This window comes from Chitinophaga sp. Cy-1792, assembly GCF_011752935.1.
Lineage (GTDB): Bacteria > Bacteroidota > Bacteroidia > Chitinophagales > Chitinophagaceae > Chitinophaga.
Genome location: NZ_VWWO01000003.1, coordinates 809,686 through 827,551, shown reverse-complemented (window position 1 = coordinate 827,551; position 17,866 = coordinate 809,686). Strand labels below are relative to the sequence as shown.

Sequence of the window (17,866 nt, the reverse complement as noted above, 5' to 3'; positions counted from 1 at the left end):
CTTTATTGGCTGTATCTGAAAACGTGTACAAAAAAAACGGTCTCTACAGACGTAGAGACCGGTCTCGCTAAGGACGATTATTAACTAAATGTATGATTAAACAATTTATCAGGCAGGACTCAATCTCCGCGACCGCAGATAGATTGCCGTCCTGTTCAGGTAAGGGAACAATGCGATCAGCAATAGCGTCAGGATGATGAGGCAGCTCATCAGCTCGTAGTAGTCCATCGCAAAACGGATCTGTCCCTGTTCGTTCATTGCTTTCACCAGTAGCTTGTCTGCCGCTTTGGCGGCACGTCCTGCAGCCATACCTTTTGCATGCAGGTGCTGCGCCTGGGCATGTAGTGTAGCACGCACCATAGGGTCTACTTTGGTTAAGTGGTCCTGAAAGGCATTATAGTGGCGGCTCTTCCCAAATAATTCAAAGAAATTGATCAACCCTATACTGACGCAGAATCCAAGATACCGCGTCAGTAGCCCGACAGAAGCGGCTGATCCGCCAATCGCCACCGGCACCGACGAGATAGCATATACGATCGTTGGCACCATGATCATCCCCACACCTAATCCCTGCGCAAACAACGGAATAAAATAATTCCACTCATCTGCCTGTACATCAAACAAAAAATACATACTCACATGAAAACCCAGTAACAACAGGAATCCTGGTATCCAGATAGTTCTGATATGCATACGCTGCAATATCATACAGCAGGCGATAATCACGCCCACCACCAGTCCTGCCATATTCAGCAGGTTGATATAAGACAAATGCATCGGATCAAAATGCAGTACAGTCGTGTAAAAGGCGTTGGTGATACCAGAAGCAAACCGGCAGATATACATAATAAACAATACCAGTATCCCCACCCTGAAGTTGCGGTATTTAAATACCTGCAAGTGCAGATATGGTCTTCTTAATTTTTTCTGGCGGATGATATAAATAATACCCAGCACCACGATGGCTATAACGCTGTTGCGTATACGACCATCTTCCAGCCAGTAATATTCCTGCCCGTAAATCATGATGTAACCAAAGAGCACCAGCATTACACTGTACAGCGCAAAGCTCTGCCAGTCGAGGTTATACAAGGGAAATCGCACATTCAGCCTTACATTGTTCATCATCAGTAAAAACAGGCACAGGCATGGTCCGTAAGCGAAGGTGGCCGCTTTATATACCACATTGAAATTGGCGCTGTCTATCAGGTCTGCCGTCACGAAATTATTAAAAGGCATGGCGCAGATCAGGAATCCGAAGAACACGGAAAAGCTGACCTCCCTGGCCCTTTCACTACGCAGTCTTGTAAACATCAGCGACAGCGACAAATTCACCGTACAGGCAAACAGCATCCCCTGCATGAAACGCACCGGGAAAAATATATACAGCTCATGCACATGATAGCAGATAAAACAGGAGAGTATCTGCAAAAATGTAAAAAGAATAAAATATTCTTTTGCCGCCATGAACACGAAGAAGCGACGCTCCAGTGTATAAAACCCAACATAGCCGGCATAAAAAAGTGCTACGGAAAATTGGATATCAGCAGGCTCACTGCCGTAAAATCCTGCTGCCGCATTGATATTGGTCATGGGCAGGAAGAACAGCACGATACTGGGTAGTATCAGCAGGAACAAGGTGGCTCTGATCAGCCATTCCGGCGCCCACTGCCGGAATATGGGAATACCATTATCCATGATGCTGTTGTTTGGGAAGATAAACATTTACGTTCATCCCTACTTTCAGTTTATCAATTTCTTTGCGACTACCGTCTACGCGTATACGAACCGGGATACGCTGTACAATTTTAACGTAGTTGCCGGTAGAGTTGTCAGGAGGCAGCAGGGAAAAGCTGGAACCGGTAGCAGGCGATAAGCTGATGATGGTACCGCTGAATGTTCTGCCGGGATAGGCATCTGCAATAATTCTAACGGTGTCGCCTATCTCCATATTAGCCACCTGTGTTTCTTTATAGTTGGCTACGATCCACTTATCTGTTTCGTTATTGACGATATAGGCCAGTGTTTCACCGGCGTCTATCATCTGGCCTTCTTCCACGGTGCGGCGGCCCATACGACCGTCGTAAGGCGCCGTGATCACGGTATAGCTGACATCCAGCTTATGCCTGTCCAGCAAGGCGCGGAGCCGGAGTATCTCTGCCTGTACCACTTCTTTTTCTGCCCTGGCATCCACGATGCGGGAATTAGCTGTAGCATAATTTTCTTCAGCGGTTTTGTACTCACTGTTATTGACAGCGAGCGCGGCCTGCATATTTTCCAGCTGTTGCTTTGTAGCAGCTTCTTCTTTGTACATCTGCTCGTAGCGGTTGTAGTCCAGCTGTTGCTTCCAGACTTTCGCCTTTGCCCCGCTGATTTGTGCATTGGCAGCAGCAGCGGATTGCTGCAACGTATGTATATTGCTGGACAATACTTCCAGCTGCGCTTCTGATTTACGTATAGCCGCTTCCGTTTGATCCTGTTGCAGCGTATACTCCCTGCTATCAATTACCAGCAAGGTATCGCCCTTTTTCACGACCTGGTTTTCTTCGAACTTAACTACTACGATGAAGCCACCAGCGCGGGAAATAACGGGGTTTACATATTCCTGTACCTGTGCATCATTGGTGATTTCAAACCGGTAACATTCCCAGAGGGTATACCCTCCCCAGATAGCCAGTGCGAGTACGGTAATACCAGCCATCCAGCCAGTGATGCGGGTGATCAGTTTGTCTGTTGCGATGTAATTCTTTTTCATTTTATTAAAGGGTACCTGTGATATGGCGGAGTAAATAGTATTTATTTTGTGCGAGCACCTGTGCGGCAGCCAGTTCAAACCTGGATTGCAGCAGCTGTACATCAGCATCGAGCAGGTCAGTGATCAGCGATGCCTGGTTGAAGTAGGTTACTTTGATGATGCGTGCATTCTCTGTAGCCCGCTCCACGTTTGTTTTAGCAACGTCTATCTGTACCAGCGATTCCTTATAGCGCAGGTAAGCTTCTTTCACCTGCTGACGCACCTGGTCTTCTGTATCTTTGTGTGCCTCCTCTTCTTTTTCCAGTTCCAGCTTAGCTGCTTCCAGCTTATGTGTATTATGGTACAGCGATGAAATCGGGAAAGAGACCTTAATACCACTTATGCCCAGCGAATACCAGGAAGGATTATAAGGGTATAGAAAGATTTGTGGATTGGCGTAGTAGAAATCGCCATAGAGGCCGATCTTAGGCCTTACATTGGCTTTCACCTGCTGCACATGTAATTTACTTACTTCCGTATTTTCGGCGGAGGTATGCCATGCATAGGAATAGTGCAGGGCTTCATTCACATAATCCGCGTAATTACCAGGCGTTTCCGGAATAGCTGTCAATGCCGGTGCTACTATTCTTTCATCAGGTTCGCCTATCAGCTGATTGAGTTTCTGGTTGGCGATGAGAATATCATTCTCTATCTTAACCAGTGTCAGCTTACGTTTGGAGAGGTCCAGTTCTACGCGTAATACATCACTTTTCAGTACAGTACCGTTGCGGTGAAAGGTTTGTATTTCTGCCAATTGTTTTTCCTGGTCTGCAATGTCTTGCAGAATCAATGCTCTGAAAATCCTTGCCTGTTGCAGTTCCAGATACAATGCAGCCGTTTGGTAACGGATACGGCTGGTTGTTTCCGCCTGGTGAATTGACGCGAGTTTATGTAGTATTTTATCTTCTTCTATTTTCAGATTGAGTTTGTTACCATTGTATATATTGAGATAGAGATCTGCCCCTACTTTATATAAACTATGTATAACCTCATGCTGGGAAGTGGGTTTTGAGAAAGGGCCATTGCCGTAGATGGGAATGTTGGTCGCTTTTTCTGCACTTCCCATTACTTCGACTTCCGGCAAACGCTCCATGCGTGCGTCATCAATTTCTTCGCTGGCAATAGCTGTAGCCTTTTTAGTGATCGCTATTTTGCGGCTGTAATCTTCCGCTTTCTGCCATGCCTGCTGTAACGAAATCTGAAGGGTGTCATTAACAGCTGTAGTTGCCTGTTGGGCATAAGTTGGAACCGCATATATGGCCAGCAATACGCCTGTGGCCGCGGTTCTTAATCTCTGATTCATAATTTGGGATACCTATGTGTATAACCTGGATGCAAAATTAGTACGCGTTATATTTTGTCTTTTCTGGTAAATAGTCAATTATTTCATGATTCCGGCCAAATTAATATTTACCTTTGTGGGCGTACATTTCAGCGCAAATATTTCATATTATGGGACTCATTGCATCATTACCGGATATCAACAAACAACGGAATTCTGTGTTTGTCATGCATGAAAAATCAGAGAAGCTCATTCCGCTGCATTCCCATACCAAAGGGCAACTCAGCTATGTTGAAGGAGGTATTGCGTATATCACCATCGACTATAAAACATATGTAGTTCCTGCGCGGCATTATTTCTGGGTACCGCAGGGCATGCCACATATATTACGCATCGGTTACTCTGCTACCGTTTTAAGGTCCTTATATTTCTACGCCGGCGACGACGACACCAATCCCTTCTATGGCAAGCTGGGCATTTACCCGGCAAGCGAGCTGCTCATACAAATGATCAACTACTCCGAAAGATGGGATGGCAGGCACGTTACGCGCAAAGATGACAACTTCGAATTCCTGGTGGCCCTTAAAAAATTATTACCTGAACTCAATAATAAAGCACTCCCTATCGTCCTCCCTACCACAGACGATGAACAGATGCAGGTCATCCTACGCTACCTGGAAAAAAATATCAGTGAAAGACTCACACTGGAAGAGGTGGGCAGGAAATTTAATGTCAGTGAAAGGTCATTATCCAGGTTATTTCAGGCATCATTGCATATATCTTTCCTGCAATACCTGAAAACATTGCGCATGGTGAAAGCGATAGAGCTGATACTGAAAACCAGTAAGCCTATCAGCGATATCGCCTATAGCGTGGGGTATACGTCTATAAGCTCCTTTAGTGATGCCTTTCATGAATTTACCAATTCAAGGCCATCTGATTTTCGCAAAAACTAATGACATCTTTTTCCCGGTTTTCCCGACCGCCGGAGGCGGTCGGGAAAACCGGGGGATTGCTGGCCGCCGAAGGCGGCCAGCAATCCCCCGGAGCGCATATGATGGGCAAAAAAAAGAAGGCACCTGGCCTTCTTCCTAAAAAAATAAAATAGATTTCTAGTGTAATCAGACAGCTTCCGCCATCTGTGTACGGATGTACATGAGCGCATAACGGCAGGCATTCCATTCCATACTGTTGCAGTCCAGTGGGTTCAGCTCATCCAATGCGTGCTGTAATTCTTCCATGGTTGCCTGTTTCTGTCCGTCAGCCATGCCACTTACAGCGCTTTGAATGATGCCTTCAATTTGTGCGTAGCTATCACCCTTTTTAAGTTGACTCATTATCATCGGGATATTTCCTTCTGCTTTCATCATGCTTGATTTATCGCTTATCAATTATTTTTTAATCCAAAACTTTAACAACGTATCGATGGACGACTCTACCAGATGGTAGGCAGGTGGTACCTCATCACCCAGACTATGAAACGTCACTAATCTGGTCCCTGAAGGTTTCGCATCCAGTACTCTGTAGAAATATTTACAATAGTAGACGTACAAACTAGGAGAATATGCTATCTGGTGATCAATCCTGTCCTGGTGATCCAGATTCTCGAAAAAAGCGTTGTAAAAGTAAAAATTATCATAGTTATCCATGTCCAGATGAGTAAAATTTCCATGTATGAACTCTACATTAAATTTTCCTGTAATATCTCTGGCATCTTCTGCTAACTGATGTAATTCTTCCCGCTGTTCAATACCATAAAAAGTAGCATGTGGGTTATAATGTCCTCCTACAAGACAAAATTTTCCGATTCCGCTGCCAATGTCCAAAATCCTTTTCCCTGGCTCGTTTGCAAGAAATTGTGCTGATTTTTTTGCAACGCCTATCGGTGTCCAGTGACGCCGCGATAATTGTTGTATCCGCTCAGGATAAAGCCAGTCAAATGCCCCGTCATTCAAAAAACAATTAGGCTTAACCAATCGCTCACTCAACTCAGCGCTTGTTGATAATTCCATCCTGCAAAGTTACCTTTGCAATGAACTTGTTGCGTTGATAAATATCAATTTTTCAGGTTTTGATAATCGTGTGTATGAGCTTAACTGGCATTTTTCCGATAGATAAATGGAATTTCAAGTCGCAATCCATCTTCAGTAATCTTCCCGACGAAGAATACGGATTACTCTGCGCCAACAAGCAGGAACAGACTTATGAGAAAGGCGAAATCATCTTCAAAGAAGGAGGTATACCCGCTGGTATTTATTTTATTAAACATGGTAAAATAAAAAAATATAAGGCCGACAGAGACGGCCGCGAACAGATTATTTACGTCGCCAATACCGGCGAAATGATCGGTTACCATGCCATCCTCGGCGAAGACCGCTATCCCGACTCAGCCGCGGCACTGGAAGACTGTACCCTTCACTTTATTCCGAAAGAAGATTTTGTGGCCGCCATGGAAAGATCGCCCATCCTTACCCAGCGACTCCTCAAGGCACTCAGCCACGAATTTGCCGTACTTAGCAATACCATCAGCGTTTTTGCCCAGAAATCAGTCAAAGAAAGGCTCGCCATCGCACTTATCGTGCTACGCGAGAAATATAAGGATGATGCCGTCGCCGGTGAACCCGTCCAGATCAACATCTCCCGCACCGACCTCGCCAGTATAGTTGGCACTGCTAAGGAAAACGTCGTGCGATTCCTCAAGGAATTCAAAGAAGCCGGCATCGTCAATTCCCAGGGAAGAAAAATACAGGTACTCGATATCAACAGGTTGATAGAAATATCAAATTACACAAACTAATAATATATATTTAGCGCCACATAGTATCTTAAACCAGCCCCCACGGCAGGTTTAAGATACTACCTGCAATACAATCTTTCCTATATGTGCGCTGCTCTCCATCAGCTGATGCGCCGCCGCAGCCTGGTCCAGCGGAAATACCTGGTGGATCACCGCCTTGAACTTCCCCTCCGCTATCTTCGGCCATACTTCCTTTTCCACCTCCATCGCCAGCCGCTTTTTAAATTCAATGTCACGGTTACGTAAAGTGCTGCCGGTAATTGTCAGCCGCTTCATCATCACCGCCAGCGCATCCAGCGTATCCTTGGCACCACGCATCACATTAATAAAAATCAATCTACCTTCTTCTCTCAATAAATGTATATTTCTATGTATATAATCTCCGCCCACCATATCTAAAATAACATCGATCCCCTCGGGCTTCAACACGGTCTCAAATTCAGCTGTACGATAGTTTACACACATGGTGGCCCCTGCCTGTACACAGGCCGCACATTTTTCATCGGTACCTGCCGTGGCATAGGCCTTCGCGCCAAAAGCCACTGCCAGCTGAATAGCGGTCATCCCGATACCGCTACTACCGCCATGCACCAGCATATGCTCGCCCGCTTTCAGCTGCCCGCGCTGGAATACATTATGCCAGACGGTGAAAACCGTTTCAGGTAACGTACACGCCTGTATGAAATCCCAGCCTTCAGGAACAGGTAAACACTGCCCTTCAGGTGCAGTGGCATACTCCGCATAACCACCACCAGCCAGCAAAGCACATACTTTGTCCCCTTCCTTCCATCGCGTAACACCTGCGCCCACTTCCGCAATCACACCGGCAACTTCCAATCCGGGAATATCCAGCGGCGCACCCGGAGGTGGTGCATAATTACCCTTGCGCTGTGCTACGTCCGGCCGATTAATACCTGCCGCATGCACGGCAATCAACACCTCACCAGGACCCGCCTGCGGCTTGTCGCGCTCCTTCAGCTGCAATACAGACGGCGCACCCGGCTGATAAATAATTATTGCCTTCATGTTGTTACTTTTTTTTTGTAAGTTGAATCAGATATCAGTGAATCAGACTCCTCCTGTCGCTAAATACCAGCAAAAACTATGGTATTTATCCAGACAGCCCCCCACCTCCTCACTTTAATATAACAAACCATAACCCAGTTCGATTGTTCTTTCATAAACAGTAAAATTCTAATTATGCATACTATTCTGGTACTAACCGACTTTTCTGACACAGCCTTTCATGCTGCTGAATACGCCAGCTTCCTGGCCAAATACTATAAAACTCAACAACTTTTGCTGCTCAATAGTTTCTTTCTGAATCCAACCGCACTTGCCAATGAACCAGTAATAGCCATGGGCATCCCCGACCTGGAAAAAGAAAGCAACCAACTCCTCTCCGACTGGAAACAGAAACTCAGCATCATTACCGGCGAAGGTACTACCATCAATACCCTCACCAGCAACCTCCCGCTGGATGAAGTCGTAGAACAGGCAGGAAAAGAGGAAGATGTTCAAATGGCAGTCATGGGTATGAAAGGCAAGTCTAACCTGGAAAAAGTACTCATCGGCAGCACCGCCATCCGTACCATCAATTCCATCAACTACCCCCTGCTGCTTATCCCTTCCGAAGCCCCCATCACCATACCACAAACTGTGGTGATAGGTATTGACCTCCCGATATTCCGGCAAATGGACAAAACCGCGCTCCTTAATATCCTGGACCTCCTGCAGGCAAGGGTGCTCCTCATAAATATCGCTAAAAATGACCGCTATGCCATGGAGCTCAAAGAAGAAATTGTTGCACTACATGATATCTTCGACAAGTATAATGCTGAATTCCATTACGTTACCGATTCCGATATCCCTGGTACCATCAACAAATTTGCACAGGAAGAAAAAGCGGATATGATTATCACCATTCACCGCAAAAACAATAGCATCATCCCGCTATTCCAGAAAAGCACGACCAAACGTCTGGCATGGAATACCAAAGTGCCGTTGCTCGTTTTACCGCTCTGACGCTTGCAAAATATGTTCGGGGATATGCGCCCCGCCGGCGGCGGGGCGCATATCCCCGAACAATCTCCGGTGCCGAAGGCGCCGGAGATTGTTCGGACAAAATCCGTGGCTGGCAACTATAAGGCGGACATAAAATAATTCTCTTACTATGAAAACAGTAACATCATCCCTGTTAAAATCTTTTGAACCGCTAAAAGATGTTCCCGAAGAACAGCTACAGTGGCTGATCGACAACAGCATACAACATATTTATCCTGCCGGCGATTTCTTTTTCAGGCAGGATGATCCCGTTAGCGGTACTCACTTCATCATAGCCGGAAAGGCAAGAATGTATATCAGTCAGCGCCAGGATGCCATGGAAATAGCCATGGTGGAGCCGGAAAGCATTACCGGTTACCTACCCTTCTCGCGCATGAAAATAGCCTCCGCCAATTGTGAAGTGCTGGAAGATATGCAGGTCATGACTTTACCCATGGAGAAAATCAATGAGCTGATACACCAGCATTTTGAACTGACACAGGCCCTGGTACATGTCATGACTTCCCGCGTACGCAACTTCACCAGTATGCAGCAGCAAAGCGAGAAAATGATGGCGCTGGGAAAGCTCTCTGCCGGCCTTGCACATGAACTCAATAATCCTGCTGCCGCCATCCTCCGCGGTGCCAGGTCACTCAAAGATCATCTGCAGCTGGAACCAAAAACCTTCAAGGAATTAATGAACATGCACGTTACCACCGATCAGGTAGATGCAGTCAATAACCTGCTGTTTGAAGTAATCCGCCAGGGGCCGCCACCGCCAATGGGCATGATGGAAAGAAATGATAAGGTAGATGAAATGCAGGACTGGCTGGATCAGTACAAGATTACCTGCGCCCCGGAAATAGCGGAAAATATGACAGACTTCGGCTTCACAATGCAACACCTGGAACAGTTCCGGCAACAGCTGAATGATGGCCCGCTATCACCCGTATTCAACTGGATCAACAATAACCTGATCACAGAAAAAATGGTCACCGATATTGAAGAAGCAGCTACCCGCATGGGAAAACTGGTCGATTCCGTCAAAGCCTTTACCCATATGGACCAGGGACAGGATAAATCTTTCACGGATATTCATAGCGGCATCCAGAATACACTCAATCTGCTCGACTATAAACTGCGCAAAACTAACGTAACGGTTATACGAAATTTTGATACCAGCCTGCCTCCCGTGAAAGCCTTTGTTGGCGAGTTAAACCAGGTATGGACCAACATCATCGACAATGCGATCGATGCCATGGCCGCCCACGAAAAAGGTACGCTGGAAATTGCCACAGTGAAAGACGGAAAGTGCCTGGCAGTAAACATTACAGACGATGGTCCCGGCATCCCTGATGATATCATCAATAAAATTTATGATCCGTTCTTTACAACAAAAGCAATAGGACAAGGTACCGGGATGGGACTGGATATTGTTTGCCAGATTATCCGCCACCATCGCGGACATATCAGCGTACATTCCACTCCCGGCCGCACTACCTTCCATATCTCCTTACCCATAAATGACTAATATGAGCCTCCCCATTATACTTTGTATAGATGATGATCCACAGGTATTGCGCGCTATCGTACGTGACCTGAAAGCCAGGTACCGCGAGGATTACCGCATCATCAGCACCGCTTCGGTGAAAGAAGCGCAGGACAGTCTGACGGAATTAAAAAACCGGAACGAAACCATTGCCATGTTCCTCACGGATCAGCGTATGCCTGATATGGACGGCGTCAGTTACCTCAATTATGCACGCGAGTATTTTCCTGATGCCAAACGGGTTTTGCTGACGGCCTACTCCGACACAGAAGCCGCCATCAGGGCCATTAACCAGGTACAGCTGGATTATTATCTCGTGAAACCCTGGGACCCGCCCGAAGAAAAGTTATATCCTGTCATCGATGAATTACTGGACGACTGGCAACTAAACTATAAACCACCCTTCAAAGGTATCCGCGTTATAGGCTACCAGTTCTCGCTGAAATCCCATACCGTAAAGGATTTCCTGGCAGGCAACCTGATTCCTTATCAATGGCTGGATGTACAATCTTCTGAGGAAGCCACCCGGCTGATGACACTGAACAACTTCACCGTAAAGGATTTGCCGTTGGTAGGTTTTGAAGATGGCTCCTGGCTGAAAGATCCGGGCATCATTGACGTGGCACGCAAGGCAGGACTGAATCCACAGGTAAAACATGATGTATATGATGTGGTGATCATAGGTGCAGGGCCGGCAGGACTGGCAGCCGGTGTCTATGGCGCATCGGAAGGATTGAAAACATTACTCATAGAACGCCGTGCTCCCGGCGGACAGGCAGGCACCAGTTCACGTATAGAGAATTACCTCGGCTTCCCTACTGGCCTGAGTGGCGCAGAGCTTACCCGTCGTGCCATCGCACAGGTAACCCGGTTAGGAACAGAATTTATTTCCCCGCAGTCTGTCAGCAATATCAGTCAGGTAGATGGTTATAAGAAGATTTTACTGGAAGATGGTACCACCATCAACACCCGTAGTGTGATTATCACCACCGGTGTTGATTACCGTACCCTGGATACCAAGGGTGTGGCCGATTTCACCGGTGCAGGCGTGTATTATGGTGCTGCCATGACAGAAGCCACTGCCTGCAAAGACCAGCAGGTGTTTGTGGTAGGTGGCGGCAATTCTGCCGGCCAGGCGGCGATGTATTTATCCAAGTTTGCGAAGCAGGTAAATATCCTGGTCAGAAAAGAAGACCTGCGTAGCACTATGTCGGCATACCTGATAGACCAGATCAATGAAACGCCTAATATAGCTGTATGGGGCAATACGGAGGTAACGGAAGTTACTGGCAGCGACAGGCTCGAAAACATTACGGTACATCATTTCCAGACTGATGAAACCACTACGCATCCGGCAGCAGCATTGTATATCTTCATCGGCGCAAAGCCTTTCACAGACTGGATCAGCGAGAGCATCATCCGTGATGGAAAGGGTTTCATTGCCACTGGCAATGAGCTGAAAGGTTACGATCATTTTGGTAATATCTGGAAACAGACGCGGGATCCTTATTTACTTGAAACCAGCTGTCCTGGTGTATTTGCGGCCGGTGATGTAAGAGCAGGATCTATGAATCGTGTAGCCGCTGCCGTTGGAGAGGGATCTATGGCGATCAGTTTTGTACATAAATATCTGGCAGAAGTCAAATAAAAGAGGATTTGCTCCTCTTGATAACAAAATCGATTTTCTCAAGGGTCAGAAGAATGTAAAATCAGGCGGCGAAACATATAGTTCTTTATTTTTTAAGAGATTGATATATAGGTAGATAATGCAGCGATTAATCACATATATCAGTACTTGTGCAGATAAGGTTTTTTCCGCATTTCTGGCTGCTTTACCTGCCGCAGCAGGGTCTTTCAGACGCCCTGCGGCAGGCATATTACGGTAAAGTCACGGCTGCTGAAATGGCTGCTGCAGTTGCTGGCAGGGAGAATAAAAATAGATATTACCGAATGTATTGTCTATCTTTATTAAACCGCGCGAAAAAAATCATATCTAACAACTTATAAAAGGAAAACCTGGAAGAATAACCCGGCGAAACTAAAAACAGAAATCCATGCAGAAACATACCATTTTAATGATTGATGATGATGCAGATGACAGGCAACTGTTTCGCGATGCTATCCAGGAAGTAGCCCCCGACAGCCTTGCGCTTACCTTTGAAAGTGGTCCCGAAGCTATTTCCAAACTCAAAGACAAATCCATTTCCGCACCTGATTTCATCTTTCTGGACCTTAACATGCCATTGATGAACGGAAAGGAATGTCTGACAGCCCTCAAAAAAATCGCACACCTGAAACTGACCCGCATTATCATGCTCACCACTTCCGCCCTCAAGGAAGATTTCAGAGATTCTATGGACCTGGGCGCACAGTTCTTTATGACCAAACCCAATTCCTTCACCGATCTCTGCGAAAACATCAAAAAAGTATTAGAAAACAAGTGGAAACACATGCTTAATAATTAAATATTAATGCGGGCTTAAATTTCAATATCCTTTTTGCAATCGTTTGCATAAATGATTATTTTAGCTCCATCAATTAATTATTAACATCCACAGCATGAAAAACATTGCAGTATTTTTTTCTGCACTGGGAATTGCTATGCTTTCGCAAATCCCTTCCTATGCCGGCACCATCAAGGTAAGCACGCTGGCCGACCTACAACAGGCCATCAGCAAAGCGCGGCCAGGCGATGAAATCATCCTCGCCGATGGCAACTATACCACCGACAACGATATCACCATTAACTGCAGCGGTAGTGAAAAAAATCATATTATCATCCGGGCTAATACTACCGGCGGCGCTGTTATCAGCGGCAATGGCGGCTTTCAGCTGATAGCACCCGCGCAGTATGTAGATATCAGCAATTTTAAATTCGCTCACAAAGCCTCTCACACTAAAACAGCTCCTGGTACTTCCTGGTGCCAGTTTACACATAACATCTTCGAAGAAACCGGCGACGGTGAATATCTCCTCCTCGCAGGCAATAATCATCGTATCAGTTACAACACCTTCCAGCACAAAAACAGCATGGGCCGCTTCATCGCAGTAAGAGGCCAGGGAAGCCAGATTGCTGAAAACCTGCAGATAGACCATAACTATTTCTACGACTTCAAACCACAGACAGGCAACGGCGCAGAAGCGCTGCAATTCGGCCTTAGCGGCTTTAGCATGTCGGGCAGCAACAGCGTGGTGGAATATAATCTCTTCGAAGAATGTGCAGGAGAAAATGAGCTCATCTCTGTAAAATCTTCCGATGTAATTCTACGATATAACACTGTAAGAAACTGTAAAGCACAGTTTACCCTGCGCCATGGCAACTACTGCCAGGTATACAGTAATTACTTCACCAATACGCCAGGATTACGCATCTTCGGCGATCATCACCTGATTCATGACAACTACTTCACTGATTGCGATATGGGCATCAATATCGGCAACGGAGACGGCGAAGTAGCCACAGGCAGTCTGCTCACCTGCCACGACAGACCTGACAGCATTCTGATAACAGCCAATATCATGGTCTGCTGCAAACATCCGATCATCATGACTGAGCGCAAAGACGGACTTGGCGCCACCGCTGTTACTATTATTAAAAACCAATTATACGACTGCCCGGAAGCAGCCAGTATCAAGGGACCTTTCCCCGGAGCAAAGTGGCAAAATAACCAACTGACACAAGTAAGCAGCAGAGGCGACATGCCGGAAGATGATAACAGTAATGGCACAAGGGTGAGTGCAGTATTCATCCATGTTGCGGAATCGAAAAAAACTACCGGCACGAACAAGTCCAATCCGGACAAGGCAACAAAAGATACAAATGGAAATTCCCCAATAAGTGTGGTTGAAATCGGCAACGGTAAAACCCGATTTTCCGCTACAGCACTCACTTCCACGCAAGTAGGCGCCAACGCGAAATAATTAGCAGGCAGCAGGAAAGCGACTGCTTCCTGCTGCCAATCTATCCCAAAATGAAGGGCATTTCTTATCTTCGGCCCTTTAATTACAGTATGAAGGTTTGTATTGCTGAAAAACCAAGTGTTGCCCGCGACATCGCATCCATCATCGGCGCCTCGCAGAGAAAAGACGGTTATTACGAAGGAAACGGATTCCAGGTTACCTGGACATTCGGGCATTTCTGTACCCTCAAGGAACCACATGATTACTTCGAATACTGGAAGTTCTGGCGACTGGAAGATCTCCCTATCATCCCGCCCACCTTCGGCATCAAACTCATTGAAAACAGCGGCGTAGAAAAGCAGTTCAAAGTAATTGAACAACTGGTGCAAAACTGTGAGGAAGTCATTAACTGCGGTGATGCCGGCCAGGAAGGTGAGCTTATCCAGCGATGGGTATTGCTCAAAGCCAAATGTACCGCGCCCATCAAACGCCTGTGGATATCTTCCCTGACAGAAGAATCGATCCGCAACGGTTTTCAGCAACTGAAAGACAGCGAACTATACAACAACCTCTATGCTGCCGGCAGCGCCCGCGCCATCGGCGACTGGCTCCTGGGCATGAACGCCACCCGCCTGTTCACTAAAAAATTTGGTGTCGGTAAAGTGGTACTCTCCATAGGTCGTGTGCAAACGCCTACCCTGGCCATGATCGTAGCCCGGCAAAAGGAAATCAATGCCTTCGTTTCGGAAGAATACTGGGAACTGAAAACCATCTACCGCGAAACAGAATTCACCGCCACCATCGATCGTCTGAAAAATATAGAAAAGGCGAACAAAGGGCTGGAATATCTGAAAGAACATCTTTTTGAAGTAACTTCTTTTGAAAAGAAAGATGGTAAAGAAGGAAACCCACGCCTGTACGACCTTACCGCCTTACAGGTAGATGCCAACAAACGCTTTGGCTTCTCCGCTGATGATACACTGAAATATATTCAGAGTCTGTACGAGAAAAAACTGGTTACCTACCCACGCGTAGATACCACCTACCTCTCGGAAGATCTCCATCCGAAAATACCGGGCATTCTGGCAGATATGACGCCATATGCCGCCCTCATAGCACCGTTGCTGGCAAAGCCTATTCCCAAGCTCAAAACCGTCTTCGACGATAAAAAGGTAACAGATCACCATGCGATTATTCCTACCGGCGTATATCCGCAAGGGTTAGCCATGGAAGAGAAACGTATCTACGACCTCGTAGCACGCCGCTTCATCGCCGCCTTCTATCCGGAATGTAAGATCTCCAACACTACCGTACTGGGTAAGGTGGGTCAGGTAGAATTTAAAGTTACCGGTAAACAGATACTGGAACCAGGCTGGAAAGAAGTGTATGCCAATGATGTCCAGAAAGATGAGGAAGAAGAAGGCGAAAAGCTGATCCCGGAGTTTACCGTAGGCGAAAGCGGCCCGCATGAGCCACGCATCCATAAAGGCAAAACAACACCGCCTAAAGCCTTCACAGAGGCCACATTGCTGCGGGCCATGGAAACCGCCGGAAAACAGGTAGAAAACGAAGAAATGCGCGATATGCTCAAAGACAACGGCATCGGCCGTCCTTCTACCCGCGCCAACATCATCGAAACGCTCTTCAAACGCAAATACATCGATAAGAAAAAGAAAAATATCTTCGCCACGCAAACAGGCATGGACCTTATCGATACCATACAAACGGAAATCCTTAAAAGTCCGGAGCTGACAGGCCAGTGGGAACGCAAGCTGCGCATGATAGAGAAAGGCGAATACACGCTGGAGACCTTCAAGGGAGAGCTGATACAAATGGTGGTAGATCTCACCAAAGAAGTAAAAACAAACTCCTATAAAGCCATTACCATCGCCGCCGCACCGCCACCGGAAGAAGAGAAAGTGAAAAAGCCAAGGGCTCCTAAAAAGCCCGCCGCTGACGTGCAGGAACTGCAATGTCCCAAGTGTAAAACCCATCCGCTGAAAAAAGGCAACACCGCCTATGGCTGCGCCAATTTCAACGTTTGTGGCTTCAAAGTACCATTTGAAGTGTATGGTAAAAAGTTATCTGACAAACAAATCGCGGACCTCATCACCAAATCAAAAACAGGTAAAATAAAAGGTCTAAAAATGCCGGACGGCAGTGAAACTGAAGGCAAAATTGCCTTTGATAATAGTTTTAATCTTATTGTGCAATAACGGCGATTTCCATCGCAAAAAAAGGGCTGCCTCCGGCAGCCCTTTTTTTGCGATGCGTTTTTTAAACAGCACCCCGGAGGGGTGCTGTTTAAAAAACGCCTAAAAGAAAATTCTATTCATGCTCCTCCTTCGCTATAGTCATCAAACGATAACTACCAGCGTGTTTACGCGGAATAATCGACTGCCCGTTTACCTGCGCCCAGGCTTGCGTAAAGGAGGCACCGAAGTAAAAAATCATAGCTGTATAGAATACGAATAATAGCAGCAATACTGTAGAGGCAGAAGCGCCGTAAATATTGTTGATGCTGCTGTAATTCAATGCTACCCTGAGTATTAGCTTACCGATATTAAAAAGTATACTGGTAACAAAGGCACCGGTAAATAATATTTTCCGCGTAGGCCTTCCTGCCGGCAGGAAGTAAAATACCAATGCAAACCACATCGTTACCAGCACAATCGAAATAGCGTAGTTCAACGCACTATTGAAATAACCTGTCAGTGCAGGAATGAAGTAGGATACAAACTCACCGATAAATTGCTGCGCAGCACTGGCAAATAAATCTATTATAAAAATAACACCTATGAAACATATCACCATCAGGCCTTTCAGCCTTGCGAGTAATATATTCCAGAAATTCTCTTTATGAATAATACGTACGGTCCATATCTGATTGAGCGAACTACTGATTACCTTAAATAAGGTGGTGGCTACAAACAGCAAAAAGGTAAATCCTAGAATGGTGATCAGGTCACTTTGTGCGATGCCGCGGATCGCATGTAATGTTTCCGCTACCATACGTGTTGTTTCCACTCCGATGATGCCTTCCAGGTGTTCAAATAATCTTTTTCCCGAATGCGGTAACCGGAAAATCCACCGGAGTAACTGTATCAGGATGACTAATATTGCCGGCAATGCAAAGGTGGTAAAAAATGCAGTTGCCCCCGCCAGTCTGAGCGGATCATTAGCCATGAAGGTTTTAAATCCTTCTTTAAAAGCGGTAATAATTTTTTTCAATTTCATCATATCCCAGGTAGTGCCCGACTGAATTGCAAAAGTACGTAAAATCCTTATACAGTAAGGATTTGGCAAGATGTATAATTCTTCCTGCATGCATATACGAATGTTGGCACTGAAATGCGCTGTCTGTGCAGGTTTCCCACTGTCATACAACAGAAATACTGCGTTAGATATTCATTAAAATCCGCATCCGGACGCTGTTTACCCGGAAAAAAAACTTATATTAGCCAGCAAACAAAGAATCTCGAAACCGGGCTTTGACCAACA

At 46.2% G+C, this 17,866-nt stretch carries 15 protein-coding genes; 8 read left to right on the top strand and 7 right to left on the bottom strand.

The genetic code is table 11. The annotated features are described in order from the left end of the window. Positions 1-108: 108 nt before the first annotated feature. From F3J22_RS28775 to F3J22_RS28765, 3 genes are read right to left on the bottom strand one after another with little or no spacing between them, the layout of a single operon-like run. Complete coding sequence (locus tag F3J22_RS28775) at positions 109-1,698, bottom strand: beta-carotene 15,15'-monooxygenase (RefSeq protein WP_167021424.1); 1,590 nt, start codon at positions 1,696-1,698, stop codon at positions 109-111. Continuing rightward, on the bottom strand, positions 1,691-2,755 hold the full coding sequence (locus F3J22_RS28770) for an HlyD family secretion protein (RefSeq protein WP_167021423.1): 1,065 nt from the start codon (positions 2,753-2,755) through the stop codon (positions 1,691-1,693). The genes F3J22_RS28775 and F3J22_RS28770 overlap by 8 nt, the downstream gene beginning before the upstream one ends. Positions 2,756-2,759: 4 nt before the next feature. Next, positions 2,760-4,097, bottom strand: a complete 1,338-nt coding sequence (locus F3J22_RS28765) for a TolC family protein (protein WP_167021422.1) — start codon at positions 4,095-4,097, stop codon at positions 2,760-2,762. Between the two features lie 149 nt (positions 4,098-4,246). On the opposite strand from F3J22_RS28765, the gene F3J22_RS28760 reads away from it, so the two are divergent. Beyond that, positions 4,247-5,032 carry an AraC family transcriptional regulator gene (locus F3J22_RS28760; RefSeq protein ID WP_167021421.1) on the top strand — a complete coding sequence of 262 codons (786 nt, stop codon included), beginning with the start codon at positions 4,247-4,249 and terminating at the stop codon, positions 5,030-5,032. 165 nt (positions 5,033-5,197) lie between these two features. Here F3J22_RS28760 and F3J22_RS28755 read toward each other — a convergent pair whose 3' ends face one another. Both F3J22_RS28755 and F3J22_RS28750 read right to left on the bottom strand, forming a co-directional pair. Further along, complete coding sequence (locus tag F3J22_RS28755) at positions 5,198-5,413, bottom strand: hypothetical protein (RefSeq protein WP_167021420.1); 216 nt, start codon at positions 5,411-5,413, stop codon at positions 5,198-5,200. Positions 5,414-5,467: 54 nt separating this feature from the next. Next, the gene (locus F3J22_RS28750) at positions 5,468-6,088 is read right to left on the bottom strand and encodes a class I SAM-dependent methyltransferase (RefSeq protein ID WP_167021419.1); all 621 of its coding nucleotides are present in this window, start codon (positions 6,086-6,088) and stop codon (positions 5,468-5,470) included. Positions 6,089-6,162: 74 nt separating this feature from the next. Between F3J22_RS28750 and F3J22_RS28745 the strand changes: the two genes are divergently transcribed. Further along, positions 6,163-6,873 carry a Crp/Fnr family transcriptional regulator gene (locus F3J22_RS28745; protein ID WP_167021418.1) on the top strand — a complete coding sequence of 237 codons (711 nt, stop codon included), beginning with the start codon at positions 6,163-6,165 and terminating at the stop codon, positions 6,871-6,873. A 51-nt stretch (positions 6,874-6,924) separates the two neighbouring features. On the opposite strand, the gene F3J22_RS28740 is transcribed toward F3J22_RS28745, so the two are convergent. Then, positions 6,925-7,899 (bottom strand): NAD(P)H-quinone oxidoreductase, encoded by a 975-nt coding sequence (locus F3J22_RS28740; protein ID WP_167021417.1) that lies wholly within the window; start codon positions 7,897-7,899, stop codon positions 6,925-6,927. Positions 7,900-8,073: 174 nt separating this feature from the next. Between F3J22_RS28740 and F3J22_RS28735 the strand changes: the two genes are divergently transcribed. The 6 genes from F3J22_RS28735 (at position 8,074) to F3J22_RS28710 (ending at position 16,581) form a co-directional block, all read left to right on the top strand. Continuing rightward, a complete protein-coding gene (locus F3J22_RS28735) occupies positions 8,074-8,898 on the top strand; it encodes a universal stress protein (protein ID WP_167021416.1) in 825 nt (274 codons plus the stop codon). Positions 8,899-9,046: 148 nt separating this feature from the next. Continuing rightward, positions 9,047-10,447 carry an ATP-binding protein gene (locus tag F3J22_RS28730; protein WP_167021415.1) on the top strand — a complete coding sequence of 467 codons (1,401 nt, stop codon included), beginning with the start codon at positions 9,047-9,049 and terminating at the stop codon, positions 10,445-10,447. Position 10,448: 1 nt separating this feature from the next. Further along, a complete protein-coding gene (locus F3J22_RS28725; RefSeq protein WP_167021414.1) occupies positions 10,449-12,113 on the top strand; it encodes an FAD-dependent oxidoreductase in 1,665 nt (554 codons plus the stop codon). A gap of 406 nt (positions 12,114-12,519) precedes the next feature. Next, a complete protein-coding gene (locus F3J22_RS28720) occupies positions 12,520-12,930 on the top strand; it encodes a response regulator (RefSeq protein WP_167021413.1) in 411 nt (136 codons plus the stop codon). A 94-nt stretch (positions 12,931-13,024) separates the two neighbouring features. Next, on the top strand, positions 13,025-14,386 hold the full coding sequence (locus F3J22_RS28715; protein ID WP_240155230.1) for a polysaccharide lyase 6 family protein: 1,362 nt from the start codon (positions 13,025-13,027) through the stop codon (positions 14,384-14,386). An 89-nt stretch (positions 14,387-14,475) separates the two neighbouring features. Beyond that, positions 14,476-16,581, top strand: a complete 2,106-nt coding sequence (locus F3J22_RS28710; protein ID WP_167021412.1) for a type IA DNA topoisomerase — start codon at positions 14,476-14,478, stop codon at positions 16,579-16,581. Positions 16,582-16,693: 112 nt separating this feature from the next. On the opposite strand, the gene F3J22_RS28705 is transcribed toward F3J22_RS28710, so the two are convergent. Beyond that, a complete protein-coding gene (locus tag F3J22_RS28705; RefSeq protein WP_167021411.1) occupies positions 16,694-17,605 on the bottom strand; it encodes a YihY/virulence factor BrkB family protein in 912 nt (303 codons plus the stop codon). Positions 17,606-17,866: the final 261 nt, after the last annotated feature.